This window comes from Dyadobacter fanqingshengii, assembly GCF_023822005.2.
Taxonomy (GTDB): Bacteria; Bacteroidota; Bacteroidia; order Cytophagales; family Spirosomataceae; genus Dyadobacter; species Dyadobacter fanqingshengii.
In genome coordinates this window covers 5,149,179-5,163,574 of the sequence record NZ_CP098806.1, presented here as the reverse complement: position 1 = coordinate 5,163,574, position 14,396 = coordinate 5,149,179, and the positions used below count along the sequence as shown (strand labels likewise).

Genomic DNA, 14,396 nt, shown 5'->3' with positions numbered 1-14,396 from the left:
TCAAATGCGACACGATACCTATAATGACCTTTCCGGTAAGTTTTGGATTTCCAGTGTCACAACTTTTGCTGCAACAGGCTCCTCTGGCCCTTCGGGCACGTATCAGCATGTTGTTTTAACGATTAATACTGTTTGGACAACAATAATAGATCAACCCATTGTCTTTCCATTCATCTACGAGTAGTCCATTGAACTAACGGCCATGGCAGAATTATTTATCGGTAAAATGGCGCTTATTGTATTAGCTAGTCAATACTCAACAGCCTTATGAAAATTACCTTTCTAGGGTTTTTGGGAAGGAATTTTACATGCATTTTATCTCCAACCTTGACTGATTGAACAACCGATTTTGGGAGGTCGGTTAAATCTGTTACGAAATTTCTCCCCATAACAGGCTCTACTTGAATTTGAATTTTAAACGGCTTTTTTATGGGATGTCCTTCTTCCGCTTCTATAAATAGGATTGTTGCGAGAGCCTCTTGTCCTAATAGCTTAATTCTCGCTTTTCTGGCTAGTTGAAGGCTTTTTTGTATACCGAAGTAAAAGTAAAGGGTGGCTAAAAGAATGAAGATGAACAGTCCTAATTCTATTATTATGTGGGTATTCAGTAGGTACAGCATTGAAAAAGATTGTAGTTTACTTTAAATAAGTGGATAGTCTCACTATAACCAATGTTCCGGCCGCCTCGCCATTTTCATGCATTTTGTCAACAAAATGCACTTCCGCATGGTGGCCTTGCCTGGTCAGAACGGCCAGGCGATCACTGGAAATCCCCAAACCTCTCGACACATGATGCCTGGATTTACTAGTGAACGCCTTGATCTCATAGGATTTCTTTCTACCAATTCCATTGTCATCTATCCTGCACTCAAAAATATCCTCATCGATCTTTTTGAACTCTATCAGCAGTTTCCGCTCCAACTTTGAATGCATGAGTCCATGCCATAGTGCATTTTCGACATAGGGCTGAATAAGCATTGCAGGAACTAAGATTTCCTCCACTTCTAGTTCGTCGTCTACACGTATTTCATAGGAAAAGCTATTGGAAAACCTCATTTCTTCCAGCTGAAGATACAGTTCCAGGACGTGCCGCTCCTCTTCAATTGTCACCAGATTCTTGCCTGAATTATTCAGCAGTGTTCGAAACAATTTTGAAAAGAGGTTTAGATAAATACTGGCCTCCCCAAATTTTTCCGTTACTATACATTCCTGAATACTGTTAAGACAATTAAATACGAAATGGGGATTCATCTGCGCACGTAATGCCATCAATTGACTTTCAGCGAGCATTTTGTTGATTTCAAGCAATTCAATTTCTTTTTCCTTGGTAGCGGCCTGAGCGAGTGCTTCGGCAATTTTGCCCGAGCTGATTGAAGCTATGATAGACAATGCTTTCAGGTGCTCTTCCTTAAAGTAATTTTTTTCCGTATGCTCCGAATCTATCACACCAATCACTTTCCCATCGTGTATTATAGGCACAGACAGCTCAGAAAACCGCCTTTCTTCATTGACAACATATCTTTCATCCTTGGAAGTGTCAGGGATTAGCAGTTGCTTCCCCGTGGTGGCGACTGTTCCTACGATGCCTCTGCCCATAGGAATTTCTATTAAACTATCCACCTCAATCCCCTTGTTGGCTTTATTGCTGATTGCTGCTTTTTGTATGAGCACATTTTTTTTCTTGTCCATCAGGTAAACCACGCAATCCTGGAAATCCAGCTGAGTAATACAATTACGGGCGATATCCCAGCATATCTCATTGACCGAATTTCCGCCATAAACTGAATTGGCAAAATAATCAATGCTTGCCTCCATCATCAGTTTTCGTTTCCGACCTATAAAGGCACGATAAAGATTAATCAATAAAAAGCCGAACAAGGCCGTCATACTCGCAATGAACCAAGATTGCTGCCACCAGGGAGGTTGAATGTTGACCAGCAATGTTCCGGCAACCTTCATCCAATTGCCATGTTCATCCGTGCTTCTCACTTTAAACTTATATTCTCCCCAGGGAAGATTTTTATAAGATGCAACCAGCGAACGCCCCGCGTTGATCCAGTTTTTATCAAACCCTTCCAGAAAATAGCTGTATTTCAATGAAGGCACATCCCGGTGATCGAGAGAAGCATATTGGAATGTCAGATAATCTTCATCCGATTGCAATTCCAGGCGTCCTTGCTTTTGAAAATCTTCTTTCTCATTCCCAAAAACCTTAACAGATGTGATATGAGGTGCTTTTTTAACTTTCAATGATGCAAATTTGGAAGGATCAAATTCCAGAACGTGGTCCAGCATCACCGCATAAACCCGTTTGTTGGTCACATACAGATAATTCCAGAAATCCTGAAGATTTTGTCCAAGATCAATTTCGACCCTCGTTACTACCTTAGATTGCGGGTCTACAAACAGAAGTCCTTCACTTCCTCCTGCCCAAACATTTCCCAAATGATCGATTGCGATGCTACTCAAATGATCGTAAAAAAAGTCATTGCTGGAATTAAGGCTATCTATGAGTTCATTTTGCGTATCAAATTTTAATATGCCTCGATTCCTGGCCACTGCCCAAGTATTTCCGAAATCGTCCTCTGCCATGCTATAAGCAAGAAAATCGCCTGCACTATTAACCGGGATTGTTGAGAATTGTTCGGTGCCAGTATCAAATTTCAGAAACCCGAGACCGTATACGCCGAATAAAATATCACCGTTTCGTTTCACTAGAAAACTCTGGCTGTTGACAAACCCGGAACGACCACCTACTTTATCAAAACGGTCGCATTTCTCGGTTTTGGGATTGTAACGGTAAATGGCATCATCTCTCACCTGAAACCAAATGTGGCCTGTTTTATCAAGAAAAATAAAATCGATATGTCTCTTGTTTGGTTTTCTGATTTTAGTAAAAGCTTTCAATTTGTTCTCTCCCTCTTTAAGAGAATAAACTCCATCAAAACCAGCACACCACCATGTATCATTAAAATGCACAGACATTAAGAATCTGTTCCTACCCCAATCCGGGCCATCTGTCACGACATACCTTTTATATGTCCTTTTCTTCATGTTATACCTAACCATCCCTTCCTCTTTTGAAGCCATAATATTTTCATTTTCGATGACGATAGAATTGGAGTGAGCAAATCCGGTTTGCAAAAAAAATTCAAAGCTTGGCAGTTGATAAATGGCCTGTATAGGTGCATTGGCTTGCACTTTGCTGATTCCATTAATCGTTCCTAACCATATATTCCCTTCCTGATCTTCAATAATATCCTGGAAATAACCATAGCCTACGGAATAAGTACGGTTCTGGCTATACGGTATCTTCTTTATGTCCTCACCCGGCTCTTTTATATATGCAGCAAATGACCATGTCGAGATCCAAACCCTATCCTTTTTATCAATAAATAGAAAATTAATCCCTTCTGTTTTCTTTCCCTCTAACTCAAAAAACGTCTTCACGTCATTGGTTCTGCAATCCCAAAAATTCAGCGACTTATTGACGTTGCATCCATACCATATATTGGAATTTCTGTCGACAGCAATCGAAAACACATTATCGCTTTGAAGAATGGGAATCTTTTCGGGATTATTCAGTTTATGATAGACCATGTTCTTTTTACAATCAATGAAGTACGTCTTCAAACCTCCGAGCCAGAAGCCGTTACGCTTGTTATCCCAAGTCATTACAGAAAGGCCGTAGTTACCATCATGCAAAATCTTTGCATCCGGAATTTCCACGTCAGCTGGCACAAGCTTGCCATTTACAAATACATACATTTCAGACTTTGTCAAAATCCACAACCTATTATAGGGATCTGACTTGATATTGATAATTTCTTGATCTTCCAAAACATTGAATCGTTGGTCCCGTCGGAAGCTTCCTGCTTTCTTGTCAAAAATTCTCAATCCTTCTCTCGTTCCGATAATAATTTCGGTATCGCCGAAAGGTTGAATTGCATTGATATAGAGGTCTTTATAGTCTGTCTTGCTTCGATATTGTTTTACAATAGCGCCATCAAATCGATTTAATCCTCTTGCAGTTCCTATCCATAAAAACCCTTCATTATCCTTATAGAGACACTGGATTACTTTGCTGCTGAGCCCATCTCTGGTTCTGAGATTCTGAAAAATAAATTGTGCGTTCGCCAGCCCGGGCAGAAAGCAAATCGCAAAACAAATTCTATAAATCAATGCCATCTCAAACGGAATAAAATTTAAGTTCTGCTTTTTGGAAGGAACACAGCAATCTAATTATTAAACGGCTGGCACAAATTGATAAAAGGAAAACGCCCACAAGAAAACTGAATCCTACTACGAAACTAATCGGGTCCAATATTTTTCACAACTACTAATCCTACATAAAAACTATTAGTATTTTCCGCTACACTATAAACGTATTTCTACTTCGCAACCTCTACATTATCAGCCACTAACAACCCAATGTAAAGCAAACGAAGGAAAATATTACCGTTTATTCAATCAACCCCACCCTTTAATCATCGCTTTCTATTAGTCTAAAATATAGACTACAAATTCGAGCCTTGATTTAACTGACAAGGTCGATGCTCTTTTTTCAATCACTTAATCCATCACTCTATTATGAAGACACACACATGACTAAATGCCAACCGCACACAGCGCTTAATTGCAGCAGCTGCAAAAAGCCCGACAGACCACAACGCCTAACATTTACCTCCCTATTTAATTGACAACATGAAAACAAAAGTTTTTCCCAGGCTAAAAACCTGACACACTAAATGGTAATACTATGAAAAGATTAATTTTTTACACACTGATATTGATAGGTGCATTAACGACGACGACGATAAATGCGCAAGGTTTTAAACAAACGTGGCACAGTCCATGCAAAAATTGTGCTCCTGGTTATGAAATTGTTAGCGGTTCACCAGCAATCTCCAATCCATCAGGCTACGGTGGCGATGTTAGTCAGCCTTGGCTTAAGTGGAACCTAGCCGCACCGGCGGATCCACCGAGCTATGTTAACGGCGAGCAACAGGAAAGTGATCCTTATGCCGTTTACAAATCCTTCCTAACACTTGGACATATTAACCACCCAAAAGGAAGCATTCAAGATGTTGTACGTGTTACAATTCCAAAATTTGTCATCGGGAAAGTTTACAACTTCCATTTTGCGACTATGTTTTCAAAACTAGCAAGTTCTAGCGATGCGAAATCGATATCGGTAAAAATTACAACTGCTGGAAACTTTCCTACAATTTTAAAAACAGCCACATTCACCCCTCTTAACATAAACAATTGGGTTAATACAGAGCTTGGGTTTACAGCAACATCAGACGTTCTAGTGTTTACTTTCTCAGTTGAGGCAAATGTTGGTACAACAGCATATGTTAATTTAGATATAGCTAGATATCCTTTTGACTGTGTTATTCCGACAGCACAAGTTCAATTGTTTCATGCTAATCTAACCACCCGGTATCCTTGCGGAAGAAGAGGCCTTGATTTTTTAGAAAAAAGCGCTACGCCCCCAAACGGAATACTGATATGGAAAAAAGGGGACTCTTATTCGAATGAGGATTTGGCAGACAACCTTATTAAAGACGCTCCGGTAGGCGAATACTATGCTTTTTATAGGGATCAGACAATGCCGAAATGCTTGAATGTTCAAATGTCATCCGCAAAGGCAGTTCTGACTTATGTACCTGAACAAATTTCTCTTGTAAAAACTGTTGTGGTTAATAACTGCCCGGAAAGCACTGTCAGTTTAAACGTAAGTAGCATTGTAGATGCTAAGCAGGCTTTACAAAGTAATGAAGAAAGAAGATGGTTTAAAAACAACAATCATCAAGGTGTACCAGAAAATGCCAGTGCCATCAGCACATCAGGAGACTATTACGCATTTCTTTACAACAAACAATACAACTGCTACTCAACGGACCTCTCTACTTCAAAAGTAACAGTAACCATCAAAGCCTGCTGTGCCGCCGGAACTGCTCAGGTTGCATTGTCCAGATCAAATGCTGTAAATACTTGCCCGGAGACTACTGTTAATTTAAATAATACAAAAGTAACTAACCAGCCGCCATTCACGTCAGTTGTATGGTTCTCAGATGCAGCGCATACTGTCGCCGTCGCTGATCCTGCGAAAGCGGGCGCTGGCACTTATTATGCTTTTTTTAAGGATAACGCGGCGGGTTGCTTCAACACAGATCTTTCCACCACGAAGCTGACTGTGTCGATCAATCCCTGCGACACCAAAGTTTCACTGAACCTTAAAGTCTTCCTGCAAGGTCCAACAACGCAAGAAGGTGGCGTAGCAACGATGCGGAATGATCTGCAAGTTTATCCAACTGGCCCTTCCACTGTCGGATTGCTTCCAACGCAAGATCCTTACGGTGGTGGCGCGATCTATCCCGAGATTAAAAACACATTCTCAAAAGCAGGCAATGTAGTCGATTGGGTGAAAGTTGAGATTCGTAGTATGCAAGATCCATCTGTAGTCTTAGAATCTAAAAGTCTTCTTCTTAGAGTAGATGGAACGGTGTTAGATGTGGATGGTTTCGCTCCGAAGTTTAATCCGCAGTTTGGAGGCGTTCGAATTGCTGTTAAGCATAGGAATCACGTGCCTATCATTGGACTTGGGCTAGTTTCCTTTAATGCTGGAACTGTTAATTATGATTTCTCCACAAGTTTATCAAAGGCGTACAACGTCGGAGCACCCGCCCAAATGGTTATGACAAGCGGAGTTTGGTGCATGCCTATTGGAGATGTGCAGCAAGATTATGTGGTTGACAATGTCGACTATGCAATATTCGACAGCTCATTCAATAAGGGGGACTTTGATGTTTATTCTCCCCAAGACTTAAATCTCGACGGATTAGTGGATAACGTTGACTACTCCTTTTTCGACTTCAGTTTCAATGCCGGTTTCTTTTCAACTTTAATCAATTATTAAATTCAAAAAAATGAAAAAACATTTAAAATATTTCTTTTCCGCCCTCTTGCTAATATCAATGTCTCAAATCACGAAGGCGCAAAATGTCAACATTATTCTCGATTTTACTAACAGGAAAGTCAGTGCAGATGGTCTTAGCTGGACCTTTGATTTGGAAGCAAAGGGAGATGTTGGATATGCTGGTCCAAATAATAATAATTGGAAAGCTTATAATATAAGATTGGATTTGGATCTACCAGATGGTGTAGAAATTCTAGGTGGAACCGGTGTGGCTGATCCAAATTTCACCACGGGTTCCCTAGGAGTTCAAAATGTAGTATTAGGCTCTCCACCTATGGGTCAAAAGGCGATGGGTCTAACGCTTTCCCGAGGAAATCAGACAGATCTTAATACATCCACATTTGTAAAATTGGCCACTTACACCATTAACTTCTCGGGACCAGTTAATCAAGGTGATCCCGCGACGCCTCGGCCGAATGCAATTGCCTCAGGCAGTTCTTGGACAAATGGAGCGAATGATCCGGCTTCTGGAAACCCGCTTGGACTAAGAAGACCGTTTTTAATGGCTCAGAGCTTCGCTCTACCAATCACGCTCCTGTCTTTCGATGCCGCCAAAGAAGGTAACGCGATTAACCTAGCTTGGTCCACGACCGAAGAAATAAACAGCGATCGCTTTGATGTACAACGTAGTGGTAATGGTAAAGAATGGAACACGATTGAAACTGTTGCTGCGAAAGGTGAAAGCAAACAACAAGTTGAGTATTCAGCTGTGGATAGTGATCCTCTTGAAGGCAACAACCTTTATCGTCTACATATGATTGATAAGGATGGGACTAGTGCTTACAGCCGGATTCGCACTGTAAAATTTGAAGGAGTTGCTACTTACATGTACCCTAATCCCGTTTCAGATGAATTGACTATCAAAGCTGTGGATTGGAGCAAAGTGATGAAAGTTGAGATTGTGAGTTCTAATGGCAAAAAGGTATATTCTTCTGAAAAACCGTCGCCAAATGTTAATGTTAAGAATTTGCGGAATGGCGTTTACCTGGTGCGTTTGACTAACTCAAATGGCTCAGAAACGACTCATAAGATAGTGGTAAACAATTAGTGGATGGCTAATGTTTACACTGGCCAGACTCGACCCAAAAGGTAAAAAAACGAGTTTGGCCTTTATAAATTTCTTAGAATTTGAAACCAGCGGAATTAACTACAATTGTAAACCAGATGATTATGGTAAAGCGAATCCTGATATTTTGCCTGGGCATTTTCATCATTACATCCTGCGATAAGGACAAAGATAAACCTTGCGTAGCGCCCACATTTGCAAAGAACATCATAGGAACGTGGCAAGGATCATTGGAATCCAGCCCTAAACAAACGGATGAAATTTCATTTATAGAAGGCGGAACTTTCAAGGAGTCGGGCGGAATGCTTTTTGGCAAACGGAACGAGCCGGTTATAACCTGGACAGCCGAAAAAGACTCCCTCAAGATCTCAGGCAAGTTCAAAAATAACACCACTGCCGTTTATGCTTTTTCAGCATTGATGAACACCTGCGACTCCATTATTCTGGACGTCGAAGGGATCGACAAAATATTTCTGAAACGAAAATGAATTAATGCAGGTTTTTCATTAAGTGTGTTGAAGTAAAAGGAGGCGCCATATTGGCGTCTCTTTTCTGGTTTAGAGCCTACAAGTCCCAAACGCTCCAATTGTAACCATCCAATAATTAAAATAACTTTTTGCACTTCTCTCATTGCAAACCGCATTTTTCGGCAGGTAACAATAAATTAATTGTAAAATACTGTTATTCAGCAGAAAAAGTCCGTACATTTGCACCCTATTTGACAAAAAATCAGTCAAACTAAAAGCACAACGGTTCACTGCCGGTTTTAAGCCGCCGAAAGAAAAATCGTAAACAATTGATCTATAAAACAATGCAAGCCATTCGTAACATCGCAATCATTGCGCACGTTGACCACGGTAAAACTACATTGGTTGACAAAATCATTCACGCTTCAAAGTTATTTCGCGATAACCAGGAGTTTGATGACCTAATCCTTGATAATAATGATCTTGAAAGGGAGCGTGGAATCACCATCACTTCTAAGAACGTATCGGTGCGTTACAAAGACGTAAAAATCAATGTAATTGATACACCAGGTCACGCAGACTTTGGTGGTGAAGTGGAACGCGTACTTAAAATGTCGGATGGCGTTTTGTTGCTTGTTGATGCATTCGAAGGCCCAATGCCACAAACACGTTTCGTACTGGGCAAGGCGATTGGCCTTGGCTTGAAACCGATCGTGGTTGTAAATAAAGTTGACAAAGAAAACTGCCGCCCGGAAGAAGTTCAGGAAAACGTTTTTGACCTGATGTTCAACCTGGGAGCAACAGAAGACCAGCTTGATTTCGTAACTGTTTACGGTTCGTCGAAACAAGGATGGATGGGCCCGGATTGGAAAACACCAACGGATAATATTACATTCTTGCTTGATACCATTATCAGCTCTATCCCCGCTCCGGTGATTGACGAAGGAAATGCGCAGATGCAGATCACTTCTCTGGATTATAATGCATTCGTAGGCCGTATCGCAATCGGTCGTGTGAAACGCGGTGTGTTGAAAGAGGGCGCTAACATGATGCTTTGCAAAGCGGATGGCGTTTTCAAGAAAGTAAAAATCAAAGAATTACAAATATTTGAAGGACTTGGTCGTGTGAAGGTTTCCGAAGTTACGGCGGGTGATATCTGCGCAGTAACGGGTATTGAAGATTTCGAAATTGGCGATACACTTGCTGATGCCGAAAATCCTGAGCCACTTCCACGTATCGCTGTGGATGAGCCTACGATGAATATGCTCTTCACAATCAACAATTCTCCATTCTTCGGTAAAGAAGGCAAGTTTGTAACATCACGCCACCTTCGTGACCGTCTGATGAAAGAAACGGAGAAAAACCTTGCACTTCGCGTTGAAGCAACGGATACAGAAGATAAATTCCTTGTTTTTGGACGTGGTATTCTTCACTTGTCTGTATTGATCGAAACAATGCGTCGTGAGGGTTATGAATTACAATTGGGTCAGCCTCAGGTTCTTTTCAAAGAAGACGAAAAAGGCGAGCGCCTTGAACCGATTGAAACTTTGGTTGTGGACGTGCCTGAATCGACTGCTGGAAAAGTGATCGAATTGGCAACACAGCGTAAAGGTGAGTTGTTGATCATGGAACCAAAAGGCGATTTGCAACACCTTGAATTTGAAATTCCTTCAAGAGGTTTGATCGGATTGCGTTCTAATGTCTTGACTGCAACGCAGGGCGAGGCTGTGATGACACACCGTTTCAAAGAATTCGGTTCATTCCGTGGACCAATTCCAGGACGTATCAGCGGTTCTATTATTTCTAAAAATACAGGTCCTGCAACAGGATATACCATTGATAAATTACAGGATCGCGGACGTTTCTTCGTCGAGCCGGGTGATGAAATCTATGGTGGCCAGGTAATTGGTGAGCACAATCGTCCAAACGACATTGTTGTGAACTTGCAGGAAGCCAAAAAATTGACAAACATGCGTGCATCAGGAACAGATGATGGTTTAAGGATCGCTCCGAAAATCAATTTCTCTCTTGAAGAATCGATGGAATATATCCAGAAGGATGAGTATCTGGAAGTTACGCCTCAAAGCATGCGTATGCGTAAAATATATCTGGAAGAAAACGATCGTAAACGTAATTCCGGAAAAATGGAAATGGCTTAACAACCATTTAGCATTAATTGAAAGGAGGCATAAATTTTATGCCTCCTTTTTTATTTTTTACGAATTCAGATTTTCAGGAATTTCATTCAACAAATTTGGAAGAATCCCCGAAAGAAAGGTCATAATTTCAGAGATTCCATTACACATAAAACATTCTACTCATTTACATTTTTTATACTATTTCAAGATTAATTGGTTTTTTATTTTTATAAAATATAATCAATTATGTTTGTATAAACTAAGGGGTATTATTCATTAACATACTTAATATCAATACTTTAAATAATTAAAAATGTCATATATAGAACCGGCTCCAATTAAGGATAAAGAAAATCCATTGGAATCAATGATGCAAAGGTTTGATAAGGCTGTTGACCTTTTGGGAATTTCGGAGGAAATGTACCATATTTTGAAAGTGCCGCGTAAGCAAGTCATTGTAGGACTGCCGGTTATGATGGATTCGGGGCAGATTAAAACATTTGAAGGTTACCGGGTTATACATTCAACCATTCTAGGCCCGAGTAAAGGCGGCATCCGTTTTGATCCGGATGTAAACCTGGATGAAGTACGGGCGTTGGCCGCATGGATGACCTGGAAATGTGCCGTTGTGGATATTCCGTATGGCGGTGCAAAAGGCGGGGTTGCCTGCAATCCGCGCGAAATGTCGGCCGGCGAGATCGAACGTTTGATGCGTGCTTATACTACTGCACTCCTGGATGTTTTCGGGCCGGATCAAGATATTCCTGCGCCGGATATGGGAACGGGCCCAAGAGAAATGGCGTGGTTGATGGACGAATATTCTAAGTCAAAAGGCATGACGATTCCCGCGGTCGTTACCGGAAAACCTTTGGTATTGGGGGGCTCTTTGGGCCGCACAGAAGCAACCGGACGTGGTGTAATGGTGTCGGCATTGGCCGGTATGGAAAAATTACGCATTAATCCTTACCGCGCAACGGCTGTGGTGCAGGGTTTTGGAAATGTGGGTTCACACGCCGCTTTGCTCCTGCGCGAAAGAGGTGTCGCAATCCATGCAATCAGCGATATTTCAGGTGCTTATTATAATGACAAAGGGATAGACATTGCTGCCGCAGTTGCATACCGTGATGCGAATAAAGGTTCGCTGGAAGGTTTTTCAGGCGCAGAACAAATTCCGGGAGACGATTTGCTGACATTGCCGGTAGACGTGCTCGTTCCTGCTGCAAAGGAAGACGTAATTACGCGGAAAAATGTGGCCGGAATTCAGGCGAAAATGATCGTCGAAGGCGCAAATGGGCCTACATCATTCAAAGCGGATGACATTATCAATGAAAAAGGCATTATGGTGGTGCCGGACATTCTTGCCAATGCAGGAGGCGTAACAGTTTCCTATTTCGAATGGGTGCAAAACCGCATTGGTTACAAATGGACGCTGGAACGTATTAACCGCCGCACAGACCGCATTATGCAGGATTCGTTTGATAAAGTGTACGAAACCTCATTGAAATACAAAGTGTCCCTGCGAATTGCTGCGTACATTGTCGCTATCGACAAAGTATCAAGCACATACAAGTTCCGCGGCGGGTTCTAAAACCAGTAAACTTGGTGAAGAGGCAGCTTTCTTAAATGAAGGCTGCCTTTTTTACATAAAAATCCTGGCATCCACATTAACACAATATTATTAAAGCAAAGGTCCACTCGCGCAGTAGAGTTTTCTTGCAAACAGAATGTTAACTTTGTGGCTAAAATCAGATGGCCATAAGTTGAATACTGCCGGCCCTTTTCAAGAAAATCATGTCACTAAGTCCTCGTTTTATTGCTTTCATACTCGCAATCCTGATATCACTGATCACCACATCTTTTCTTGCTTTTGTGGAAGGTGTATCGAGAGGAATGCTCTTTGTTTCGGCTATTTCTGCTTTTATCTCCTCGTTTTTTCTGGTGCTGTACACGGTTGACATTTTGGTTTTCCGTGAAGTGAACAAAATGTACAGAACGATCCATAAGCTCAAAATGAAGGATTTCAACCTCGCGCCAAGGAAGAAACTGATCACCGAGTCGAACCCGTTGAAGACCATTAATGATGAAATTTTTGTTTACGTAACCAAAAAACAGAAGGAAATTGACGAGCTGAAAAAGCTGGAATTATTTCGTCGTGAATTTTTGGCTGATGTTTCCCACGAGTTCAAAACCCCGATCTTTGCCGCACAAGGCTTTATTCACACGCTGCTGGACGGCGCGATGGAAGATGAAAACGTCAGAGAGCGTTTTTTAATTAAGGCTGCCAAAAATCTTGATAGTCTGGATGTATTGGTAAAAGATCTGCTTGTCCTTTCACAAATGGAAACGGGCGACATTAAGATGAACATTGCGCCAATGGACATTCATTTGTTGGCTACTAACATTTTCAGCAGGCTGGAAAATATTGCGAAAGACCGTGACGTGACATTCAAAGTGAAACCTGATGAACTCGCTGAGGTCTGGGTGCTGGCAGATGCAGACCGTATGGAGCAGGTTATGCTCAACCTGATCGAGAATGCTGTTAAATATGGTAACGAAGGCGGAAAAGTGATCGTACATTTCAGCGAGGGGAAAAAATTTGTTGAAATTTCTGTCCGGGATAACGGCCCAGGCATTCCGCACGAACATTTAAACCGCATTTTCGAGCGCTTTTACCGGATCGATAAAAGCCGCAGTAAGGAAATTGGCGGAACTGGCCTCGGTCTGGCGATCGTTAAGCACATTCTGAATGCCCACGACACCAAAATTGCGGTCATGTCCAAGCCCGACAAAGGCACTACTTTTTCATTTAAGCTCGAAAAGGCATACATTAGCCCAATCTCTGAAAATCTGCCCGAAGCGGCTGTTACACAAGCGAATCCTTAATATATTTTTTACTTATAAACGGTTACCCATGTTTGTTCACAACGTATTTTTTTGGCTAAAAGAAAAAGATAATGAAGAAGCAAAGCAGGCTCTTCTTGCCGGCATTAAATCCCTCGAGGCCATTGAATCCATCGAATCTGTGTACATAGGCCCACCTGCCGCTACACGCCGCCCGGTTATCGACGCCACTTACGACTTCGCAGAAATCCTCGTTTTTGCAGATGAAGCTGCACATGACGTATATCAGGTTCACCCGTTGCACAAGAAATTTGTTGACGAATGCGCCCATCTCTGGGAGCGCGTATTGATCTATGACGTGGAAGCTTAATTGCTAATATTTGTTAACAAGTTATCCACAACAAGTATGTGGATAACTTGTTAACAAATATGTATTAACTGCATTCTGAGTAATTTACCGCTCATTTACATCAACAGAAAGGTGTGGATAACTTTTGTGGAAAGTGTTTTGAACATTCCGCAAAGACCTTAAAATGCACTAATGAATGGTGAAAATCGTTTTATTATTAGTACAAAACGACTTAAAGCCATGAGATCAAATAGAGTGGTGCTATCAGTTATCGTTACGATCATTGCAGCAATAAGCATTTCTTCCTGTACATACAGGTCACACGGACCCGGCTATGGTTATGACTATGGATACGGACCAAGCTATGGTTATCGTTATCATCGGGTTCCTCCACCGCCAAGAGTTGTGGTTGTCAAACCGCAGCATCGGAGAGTAGTTCGCGCGGAACGTCACAATTCCAGTCGATACAGCAATAAAGCATACAAACGCCAGTATAATAACGGCAACCATTACGGACAGCGAAACAGAACCCGCGGGCCGAGATAATATT

Annotated in this window: 10 protein-coding genes; 8 read left to right on the top strand and 2 right to left on the bottom strand. The window is 41.6% G+C overall.

Features of this window, described 5'->3' with window-relative positions; all coding sequences use genetic code 11:
• Positions 1–245: 245 nt before the first annotated feature.
• Both NFI81_RS21625 and NFI81_RS21620 read right to left on the bottom strand, forming a co-directional pair.
• Positions 246–620 carry a hypothetical protein gene (locus NFI81_RS21625; RefSeq protein WP_234615055.1) on the bottom strand — a complete coding sequence of 125 codons (375 nt, stop codon included), beginning with the start codon at positions 618–620 and terminating at the stop codon, positions 246–248.
• A 16-nt stretch (positions 621–636) separates the two neighbouring features.
• Complete coding sequence (locus NFI81_RS21620) at positions 637–4,188, bottom strand: sensor histidine kinase (protein ID WP_234615056.1); 3,552 nt, start codon at positions 4,186–4,188, stop codon at positions 637–639.
• Positions 4,189–4,759: 571 nt separating this feature from the next.
• On the opposite strand from NFI81_RS21620, the gene NFI81_RS21615 reads away from it, so the two are divergent.
• The 8 genes from NFI81_RS21615 to NFI81_RS21580 all read left to right on the top strand — a co-directional run bounded on the left by NFI81_RS21615 (position 4,760) and on the right by NFI81_RS21580 (position 14,392).
• The gene (locus NFI81_RS21615) at positions 4,760–6,925 is read left to right on the top strand and encodes a hypothetical protein (RefSeq protein WP_234615057.1); all 2,166 of its coding nucleotides are present in this window, start codon (positions 4,760–4,762) and stop codon (positions 6,923–6,925) included.
• 10 nt (positions 6,926–6,935) lie between these two features.
• The gene (locus NFI81_RS21610) at positions 6,936–8,033 is read left to right on the top strand and encodes a T9SS type A sorting domain-containing protein (protein WP_234615058.1); all 1,098 of its coding nucleotides are present in this window, start codon (positions 6,936–6,938) and stop codon (positions 8,031–8,033) included.
• A 122-nt stretch (positions 8,034–8,155) separates the two neighbouring features.
• The gene (locus NFI81_RS21605; RefSeq protein WP_234615059.1) at positions 8,156–8,539 is read left to right on the top strand and encodes a hypothetical protein; all 384 of its coding nucleotides are present in this window, start codon (positions 8,156–8,158) and stop codon (positions 8,537–8,539) included.
• A gap of 323 nt (positions 8,540–8,862) precedes the next feature.
• A complete protein-coding gene (gene typA / locus NFI81_RS21600; RefSeq protein WP_234615364.1) occupies positions 8,863–10,677 on the top strand; it encodes a translational GTPase TypA in 1,815 nt (604 codons plus the stop codon).
• A 292-nt stretch (positions 10,678–10,969) separates the two neighbouring features.
• Positions 10,970–12,244 carry a Glu/Leu/Phe/Val family dehydrogenase gene (locus NFI81_RS21595; protein WP_234615060.1) on the top strand — a complete coding sequence of 425 codons (1,275 nt, stop codon included), beginning with the start codon at positions 10,970–10,972 and terminating at the stop codon, positions 12,242–12,244.
• A gap of 203 nt (positions 12,245–12,447) precedes the next feature.
• Positions 12,448–13,539 carry a sensor histidine kinase gene (locus NFI81_RS21590; RefSeq protein ID WP_234615061.1) on the top strand — a complete coding sequence of 364 codons (1,092 nt, stop codon included), beginning with the start codon at positions 12,448–12,450 and terminating at the stop codon, positions 13,537–13,539.
• Positions 13,540–13,567: 28 nt separating this feature from the next.
• Entirely contained in the window at positions 13,568–13,867 is a 300-nt protein-coding gene (locus tag NFI81_RS21585) for a Dabb family protein (RefSeq protein ID WP_234615062.1), read from the top strand.
• A 219-nt stretch (positions 13,868–14,086) separates the two neighbouring features.
• Entirely contained in the window at positions 14,087–14,392 is a 306-nt protein-coding gene (locus tag NFI81_RS21580; protein ID WP_234615063.1) for a hypothetical protein, read from the top strand.
• Positions 14,393–14,396: the final 4 nt, after the last annotated feature.

Excerpts from the sequence above, each read along its gene's own strand:
- NFI81_RS21615 (WP_234615057.1), top strand. The coding sequence starts at position 4,760 with ATGAAAAGATTAATTTTTTACACACTGATATTGATAGGTGCATTAACG.
- NFI81_RS21610 (WP_234615058.1), top strand. The coding sequence starts at position 6,936 with ATGAAAAAACATTTAAAATATTTCTTTTCCGCCCTCTTGCTAATATCA.
- NFI81_RS21605 (WP_234615059.1), top strand. The coding sequence starts at position 8,156 with ATGGTAAAGCGAATCCTGATATTTTGCCTGGGCATTTTCATCATTACA.
- NFI81_RS21595 (WP_234615060.1), top strand. The coding sequence starts at position 10,970 with ATGTCATATATAGAACCGGCTCCAATTAAGGATAAAGAAAATCCATTG.
- NFI81_RS21620 (WP_234615056.1), bottom strand. The coding sequence starts at position 4,188 with ATGGCATTGATTTATAGAATTTGTTTTGCGATTTGCTTTCTGCCCGGG.
- NFI81_RS21590 (WP_234615061.1), top strand. The coding sequence starts at position 12,448 with ATGTCACTAAGTCCTCGTTTTATTGCTTTCATACTCGCAATCCTGATA.
- NFI81_RS21625 (WP_234615055.1), bottom strand. The coding sequence starts at position 620 with ATGCTGTACCTACTGAATACCCACATAATAATAGAATTAGGACTGTTC.
- NFI81_RS21580 (WP_234615063.1), top strand. The coding sequence starts at position 14,087 with ATGAGATCAAATAGAGTGGTGCTATCAGTTATCGTTACGATCATTGCA.
- typA (WP_234615364.1), top strand. The coding sequence starts at position 8,863 with ATGCAAGCCATTCGTAACATCGCAATCATTGCGCACGTTGACCACGGT.
- NFI81_RS21585 (WP_234615062.1), top strand. The coding sequence starts at position 13,568 with ATGTTTGTTCACAACGTATTTTTTTGGCTAAAAGAAAAAGATAATGAA.